The organism is Streptomyces sp. (assembly GCF_031178505.1).
GTDB classification, from domain to species: Bacteria; Actinomycetota; Actinomycetes; order Streptomycetales; family Streptomycetaceae; genus Streptomyces; species Streptomyces gulbargensis.
The window spans coordinates 1-6496 of record NZ_JAPSIW010000388.1; the positions used below are offsets into that span (position 1 = coordinate 1).

A 6496-nucleotide genomic window follows, 5' to 3' on the forward strand; every position below is an offset into this window, starting at 1 on the left:
CCTGACGAGTTCGGGGACGAACACGGCGTTGAGGGCACCGCCGATGAGCAGCGTGTAGACGATGGTGGGGACGGAGTTGCCGACCGCGTACCCGTCGGCGACGAGGCCCGCGCCGAGCGCGGCGGCGACGACGGAGGCGCGGACGAAGCCGGTGGCGCGGGAGACGAGCGAGCCGGCGGCCATGAGGGCGCCGCTGCGCAGGGCGGAGGGGGTCGCCCCGCCGCTTCTCCGGCCGGCCGGGGGTGCGGTGAGCGTGCTCGTCATCGGCGGGCCAGATAGGCCTGGAAGGCGCGGTGGAGCGCCTGGTTGGTCCTGCCGTGCAACGGTGTCTCCCATTCCCCCAGCGTTTCGACGACCTGTCCGCCCGTGCCGAGCTTCCAGCGCAGGAGCCCGTGGGCGCGGTCGTCCGGGTCGAGGGTGGAGGGTACTCCGCGCATGTCGTAGACGGCGGCGCCGAGGGCGCGGGCGTCGAGGAGCATGTGCCACTGGAGGGCGTTGGAGGGGCGGACCTCGCGGCGGTGGTCGGCGGAGGCACCGGTCTGGTACCAGACCCGCCCGCCGACGGTGATCATGGTGTGGGCGGCGAGGATCTCGCCCTCGTGGCGGGCGAGGTAGAGCTGCATCCTGCCCGGGTGCTCGGCGTTGAGGACGGCGTACTGGCGCTCGTAGTACGCGAGCGAGCGGCCGAGACGGAAGCCGTCGCGTTCCTCGGTGACGCGCAGCAGCCGGTGGAACTCGGGCAGATCTGCGGCGGAGCCGATGGTGATCTCGACGCCGGACTTGCGGGCCTTGCGGACGTTGCGCCGCCACTCCTGGTTGAGGCCGGCCCACAGGTCGTCGGCGGTGCGGCCGGCGAGCGGGACCTGGAAGACGTGCCGGGGCTGGGCGTCGGCGCCGTCCTCGGAGTCGCCGCCGCAGCGCTTCCAGCCGCGGGCGCGGAGGCGTTCGGCGACGGCGGCCCCGAGCGGGTCGACCTCGTCGGCGAGGACGTCGCCGAGCCGCCGGCCGGGGCCGGTGCGGGCCTTGACGGTGGCGGCGGTCCAGCGGCGGTAGGCGGGTGAGGGGCCGATGCGGACGGCGAAGGCGCCGAGCGAGCGGAGGTGCTCGAGGAGCGGGGTGAGCCAGCCGTCGAGGTCGGGGTCGGACCAGTCGGCGACGGGCCCTTCGGGAAGGTAGGCGAAGTGTTTGCGGGTGCCGGGGAAGGCGCGGAGCAGAACCAGGGCGACACCGGTGAGCTCGCCCGACTCCGGACCCCAGCCGATGAGTTGGTGGCTCCAACCGTCCTTCACCCCGGCCCACGAGGGGAGTTGGAGGAAGCTGGGGCCGTGCGGCCCGGTGGAGCGGGAGGCGAGGAAGGCGCGGTACGCCTCCGGGGACACCGGGCCGAGCCGGAACGGGCCGCCGGCGGGCGCGGTGCGTGCGGGGTGTGCGGCGGGGAGCGGGGAGCCGGCCGGGACGCGGGGGCCGGCGGGCGCGGCCGTCACGAGAAGCGACGCTGACACAACGGGAGCCTCCTTGTTCCGCCCCTCGGTCGTCGGGGCGCACAGCAGGCTCACAGCGGATTGCGACCGGTCCGCGCGGTGCGTGTGACGGGACGGTGACCGTTCCGCCCCAGCCGTCGTCACAGGGGCCCGCGGCGGCCCTTGGGCCCGGGCGGGCGGCCTAGGGTCCGGAACGTCCCGTCCTTCCCTCTTCCCACCGCGGAGGTCTTCCGTGCTGCCGATACGCACGTCCCGCCCCGTTCTCGCGGCCGTCGCCCTGGCCGTCTCCCTCACCGCCTGTACGGCCCAGGCGGCGGGCGGGCCCTCCGGGACCGGTGGTCCGGCGCCCTCGTCACGGCCGTCCGGTCCCCCGGCGAAGGTCACGGTGGCCGACCCGGCGGCGGGCCGGCCGGTGACGGTGACGGCCGCGGGCGGCACGCTGGAGGCGGTGCGGGTGACCGACGCCAGGGGCGGGACGCTCACCGGGCGGGCCGCCGCGGGCGGCACGCGCTGGGTGTCGGACCGCAAGGCGGTGCCGGGCACCTCGTACACGGTGGAGGTGACGGCGCGCGCGGCGGACGGCGCGAAGTCCACGACCCGGTCCTCGTTCTCCACGCCGGAACCGGAGCGGGTCAACAAGCTGACGCTGGCGCCCGGCAAGAACACCACGGTGGGCGTCGGGCATCCGCTGTCGGTCGTCTTCGACCGGCCGGTGACGCGGAAGGCGGACGTGGAGCGGCAGTTGAGGGTGACCACCTCGAACGGCACGGAGGGGTCCTGGGGCTGGGTGAAGGACTGGTCGGGCCGCGACCGGGCGGACTGGCGGCCCCGCGCCTACTGGAAGCCGGGCACGAAGGTCACCCTGGAGGCGGACCTCAACGGCACCGACTCCGGGGACGGCTGGTTCGTACGGGACTACCGCACCGGCTTCTCCGTCGGCGCCGCGCAGGTGGTGAAGGTGGACCTCGACCGCAAGCGGCTGACCCTCCTCCGCGACGGCCGCCCGGTCCGTACGATCCCGGTCTCCGGCGGCACACCCGGCGGCGACAAGCGCTCCTGGCGCGGCACGGCCGTCCTGATGGCGAAGGAGGGCACGATCAACATGAACTCGGAGACGGTCGGCCTCGGCGACGCCTACGACAAGATGGTCGACCACTCGATGCGGCTGACCTGGTCGGGGATGTACGCGCACGCGGCGCCGTGGAACGCGCGGTACTTCGGCCGGGCCAACATGAGTTCGGGCTGCATCGGCATGGGCGACGCGGACGCGGCCTCCTTCTACGGGCAGGTCCGGGTCGGCGACCCCTTCGAGATCACCGGCGCGGACACCAAGGGCGTGATCGCGGAGGGCAACGGCTACGGGGCGTGGAACGTGGCGTGGCCGGCGTGGCGGGCGAAGAGCGCGCTGCGCCAGGTCACGTCCGGAGAGTAGCGGCGTCCGCCGCAGGGCTGGGGAGTCGCGGGCCGGGCGCGGCTCCCCGGACACGGCCCAGGGCCTTGCTTCCGGAGCACGCCGCTCCCCGGTCCGGTCCGGCCGGCCCGGCGCCTCCTACGCGGTCGCCCGGGCCGGGTCCGTCATCTCCCAGACGAGCAGCTCCGCGCCGTCCGGCGCGGACAGGCGCTGTTCCTCCCCTGCGCTGATCCGGGCCGCGTCGCCCGGACCCAGCTCCTCCGGGCCGATCCGGACCGCGCCCCGCACCACGTGGACGTACACGTGGTCCGCGGCCGGGATGCCCACGTGCTCGCCCGGCGCCGGACGGAGGGCGCGCAGCCGGGCGCCGGCCCGGGGCAGGTCGTAGGCGCCGGCGGGGCCCAGCCCGCGCACCACGCGGTACGCCGGGGTGCCGCCGGGTTCCCGGGGGGCGAGCCACATCTGGACGAAGACCAGCGGGGCGTCGCCGTCGTTGCGCTCGACGTGGCGGACGCCGGCGGCGGAGCTGAGGTGCTGGAGGTCGCCGGGGCGCACCACGGTCTCGTGGCCGGTCGTGTCCCGGTGGGTCAGCTCGCCCTCGACGACCCAGGTGACGATCTCGGTGTGGCTGTGCGGGTGCTCGTCGAAGCCGGCGCCGGGCGCGAGCCGCTCCTCGTTCACGGCGAGGAGCGCGCCGAAGCGGAGGTTGCCGGGGTCGTAGTACGGCCCGAAGGACAGGGCGTGGCGGGTCTCGATCCCGGCCCCGGGATCCCCGCCCGGGTACCGCTCGCCGGCGCGCTGGATGCGTATCACGGGGCCACGGTAGCGGGCCGGGCACCCGGCGGCGGCACGGCCGGGCCCGGTCGCCGGGGCGCGCCCACGGACGGAGCGGCCCGGCCCCGTACCGCCTCCGCGGGCGGGCCGGCCGGCTCCCCGCCGTACCACCCCCGAGGCCCCGCCGGCCGGTCCCGCGCCGGTGCGCGGGCGGGGAAGTCGCCCCGCCACCGCACGGGGGCGTCCCGATAAGGCAGTCTTGTCCCCGTGTCTGATCCCGTGAACGCCCCTCACCCGCACGCCGCGACGCTGAAGCGCCTCGAACAGTCCTCCGGGCGGCTCGCCGCCAACGCCATTGCCCGCATGGACGAGACGCTGCCGTGGTACCGGGCGATGCCGCCCGAGAACCGGTCGTGGATCGGCCTGGTCGCCCAGGCCGGTATCGCGGCGTTCACCGAGTGGTTCCGGCACCCGGAGACGCCGCAGGCGATCTCGACGGACGTCTTCGGCACCGCCCCGCGCGAGCTGACCCGGGCGATCACCCTGCGGCAGACCGTCGAGATGGTCCGCACCACGATCGAGGTCATGGAGACGGCGATCGAGGAGGTCGCGGCCCCCGGCGACGAGTCGGTGCTCCGCGAGGCGCTCCTCGTGTACGCCCGGGAGATCGCCTTCGCCACCGCGCAGGTGTACGCGCAGGCCGCCGAGGCCCGGGGCGCGTGGGACGCGCGCCTGGAGTCGCTGGTGGTGAACGCGGTCCTGTCCGGCGAGGCCGACGAGGGCGCCGTCTCGCGGGCGGCGGCCCTCGGCTGGAACTCGCCCGAGCACGTCTGCGTGGTCCTCGGCACCGCGCCCGACGGCGACAGCGAGCTGACGGTGGAGGCGATCCGGCGGGCCGCCCGGCACGCCAAGCTCCAGGTCCTGACCGGGGTCCTCGGTGACCGGCTCGTGGTCATCGCGGGCGGCAACGACAACCCGCTGGCCGTGGCGAAGGCCCTGATCGGGCCGTACGCGCAGGGCCCGGTGGTGGCCGGCCCCGTGGTTCCCGACCTGCTGGCGGCGACGCGCTCCGCGCAGGCCGCGGCGGCCGGACTGAAGGCGTGTTCGGCGTGGCAGGACGCGCCACGGCCCGTTCTGGCGGACGATCTCCTCCCGGAGCGCGCCATCGCCTCCGACCCGTCCGCGCGCGAGCAGCTGGTGGAGGAGATCTACAGACCGCTGGAGGAAGCAGGCTCGGCACTCCTGGAAACGCTGAGTGTCTACCTGGAGCAGGCGAGCAGCCTCGAAGGCGCCGCGCGCATGCTGTTCGTGCACCCGAACACCGTGCGCTACCGGCTTCGACGTGTGACCGATGTCACCGGCTGGTCACCCTCCGACGTGCGCTCCGCCTTCACTCTGCGGATCGCGCTCATCCTCGGGCGCTTGGCCGACGCCGATCAGCAGTCCTAGACTTTTGTCGAACACCAACAATTCCCCCGACGGTTCTTCGTCCCTGTCCCCACGGGCGTCCGGAGCCGTCCCCAAGAGAGAGTGTGAGGGTGCTCGTACTCGTCGCTCCTGGCCAAGGCGCCCAGACGCCCGGCTTCCTGACTCCCTGGCTCGAACTCCCCGGTGCCGCCGACCGCCTCGCGGCCTGGTCCGACGCCATCGGGCTCGACCTCGCCCACTACGGCACGAAGGCGGGCGCGGACGAGATCCGCGACACCTCGGTGGCCCAGCCGCTGCTGGTCGCGGCCGGTCTGCTCTCCGCCGCCGCCCTCGGTGACGTGACGCCCGGCGCGGTCGCCGGTCACAGCGTCGGCGAGCTCACCGCCGCCGCGCTCGCGGGCGTCCTCGACGACACCGCCGCGCTGCGTCTCGTACGGACCCGTGGTCTGGCGATGGCCGAGGCCGCCGCCATCACCCCGACCGGCATGTCGGCGCTGCTCGGCGGCGACCCCCAGGTGACCGTCCCGCACCTGGAGAAGCTGGGTCTGACCCCGGCCAACGTGAACGGCGCGGGCCAGATCGTCGCGGCCGGCACCCTGGAGCAGCTGGCCGCCCTGGAGGCGGACAAGCCCGAGGGTGTCCGCCGGGTCGTCCCGCTGACCGTGGCCGGCGCGTTCCACACGCACCACATGGCCCCGGCCGTGGAGAAGCTGGAGCGGGCGGCGGCCGAGCTGTCCCCCGCCGACCCGGCCGTGACGTACGTCTCCAACAAGGACGGGCAGGCCGTCGCCACCGGCGCCGAGGTCCTCTCCCGTCTCGTCGGCCAGGTCGCCAACCCGGTCCGCTGGGACCTGTGCATGGAGACCTTCAAGGAGCTCGGAGCGACCGCGCTGGTCGAGGTGTGCCCCGGTGGCACCCTGACCGGTCTGGCCAAGCGCGCCCTGCCGGGCGTGGCCACGGTGGCCCTGAAGACTCCCGACGACCTGGACGCGGCCCGTACGCTCATCGCCGAGCACGCGGCCGTCTGACGAGGAGTGTCGAGAACCATGTCGAAGATCAAGCCCAGCAAGGGCGCCCCGTACGCGCGGATCCTGGGAGTCGGTGGCTACCGGCCCACCAGGGTCGTGCCGAACGAGGTGATCCTCGAGAGGATCGACTCGTCCGACGAGTGGATCCGTTCGCGCTCCGGCATCGCCACGCGTCACTGGGCGTCCCCGGAGGAGACCGTCACCGCCATGTCGGTGGAGGCGTCCGGCAAGGCCATCGCGGACGCCGGGATCACCCCGGAGCAGATCGGGGCCGTGGTCGTCTCCACGGTCTCGCACTTCAAGCAGACCCCGGCCGTCGCCACCGAGATCGCCGACAAGATCGGCGCCGGCAAGCCGGCCGCGTTCGACATCTC

General features: G+C 74.5%; 6 protein-coding genes and 1 pseudogene. 4 read left to right on the plus strand and 3 right to left on the minus strand.

What is annotated here, in order from left to right; genetic code table 11:
- Together RIF68_RS22895 and RIF68_RS22900 are read right to left on the minus strand one after the other, a co-directional pair.
- A partial coding sequence (locus RIF68_RS22895) for a lipid II flippase MurJ (RefSeq protein WP_309053169.1) occupies nt 1-264 on the minus strand: 264 nt, incomplete at its 3' end.
- Nucleotides 261-1379, minus strand: coding sequence for a peptidoglycan bridge formation glycyltransferase FemA/FemB family protein (locus RIF68_RS22900; protein WP_309053174.1), 1119 nt, complete (start codon nt 1377-1379; stop codon nt 261-263). The genes RIF68_RS22895 and RIF68_RS22900, both read right to left, overlap by 4 nt.
- Before the next feature lie 334 nt (nt 1380-1713).
- Between RIF68_RS22900 and RIF68_RS22905 the strand changes: the two genes are divergently transcribed.
- Nucleotides 1714-2913 carry an Ig-like domain-containing protein gene (locus RIF68_RS22905; protein WP_309053170.1) on the plus strand — a complete coding sequence of 400 codons (1200 nt, stop codon included), beginning with the start codon at nt 1714-1716 and terminating at the stop codon, nt 2911-2913.
- A 117-nt stretch (nt 2914-3030) separates the two neighbouring features.
- On the opposite strand, the gene RIF68_RS22910 is transcribed toward RIF68_RS22905, so the two are convergent.
- A complete protein-coding gene (locus tag RIF68_RS22910; protein ID WP_309053171.1) occupies nt 3031-3705 on the minus strand; it encodes a pirin family protein in 675 nt (224 codons plus the stop codon).
- 228 nt (nt 3706-3933) lie between these two features.
- Between RIF68_RS22910 and fasR the strand changes: the two genes are divergently transcribed.
- The 3 genes and pseudogenes from fasR to RIF68_RS22925 form a co-directional block, all read left to right on the plus strand.
- The gene (gene fasR, locus RIF68_RS22915; protein ID WP_309053172.1) at nt 3934-5115 is read left to right on the plus strand and encodes a fatty acid biosynthesis transcriptional regulator FasR; all 1182 of its coding nucleotides are present in this window, start codon (nt 3934-3936) and stop codon (nt 5113-5115) included.
- A gap of 89 nt (nt 5116-5204) precedes the next feature.
- On the plus strand, nt 5205-6122 hold the full coding sequence (locus tag RIF68_RS22920; RefSeq protein WP_309053173.1) for an ACP S-malonyltransferase: 918 nt from the start codon (nt 5205-5207) through the stop codon (nt 6120-6122).
- Nucleotides 6123-6140: 18 nt separating this feature from the next.
- Nucleotides 6141-6496: pseudogene (locus tag RIF68_RS22925) on the plus strand (3-oxoacyl-ACP synthase); the annotation flags it as partial.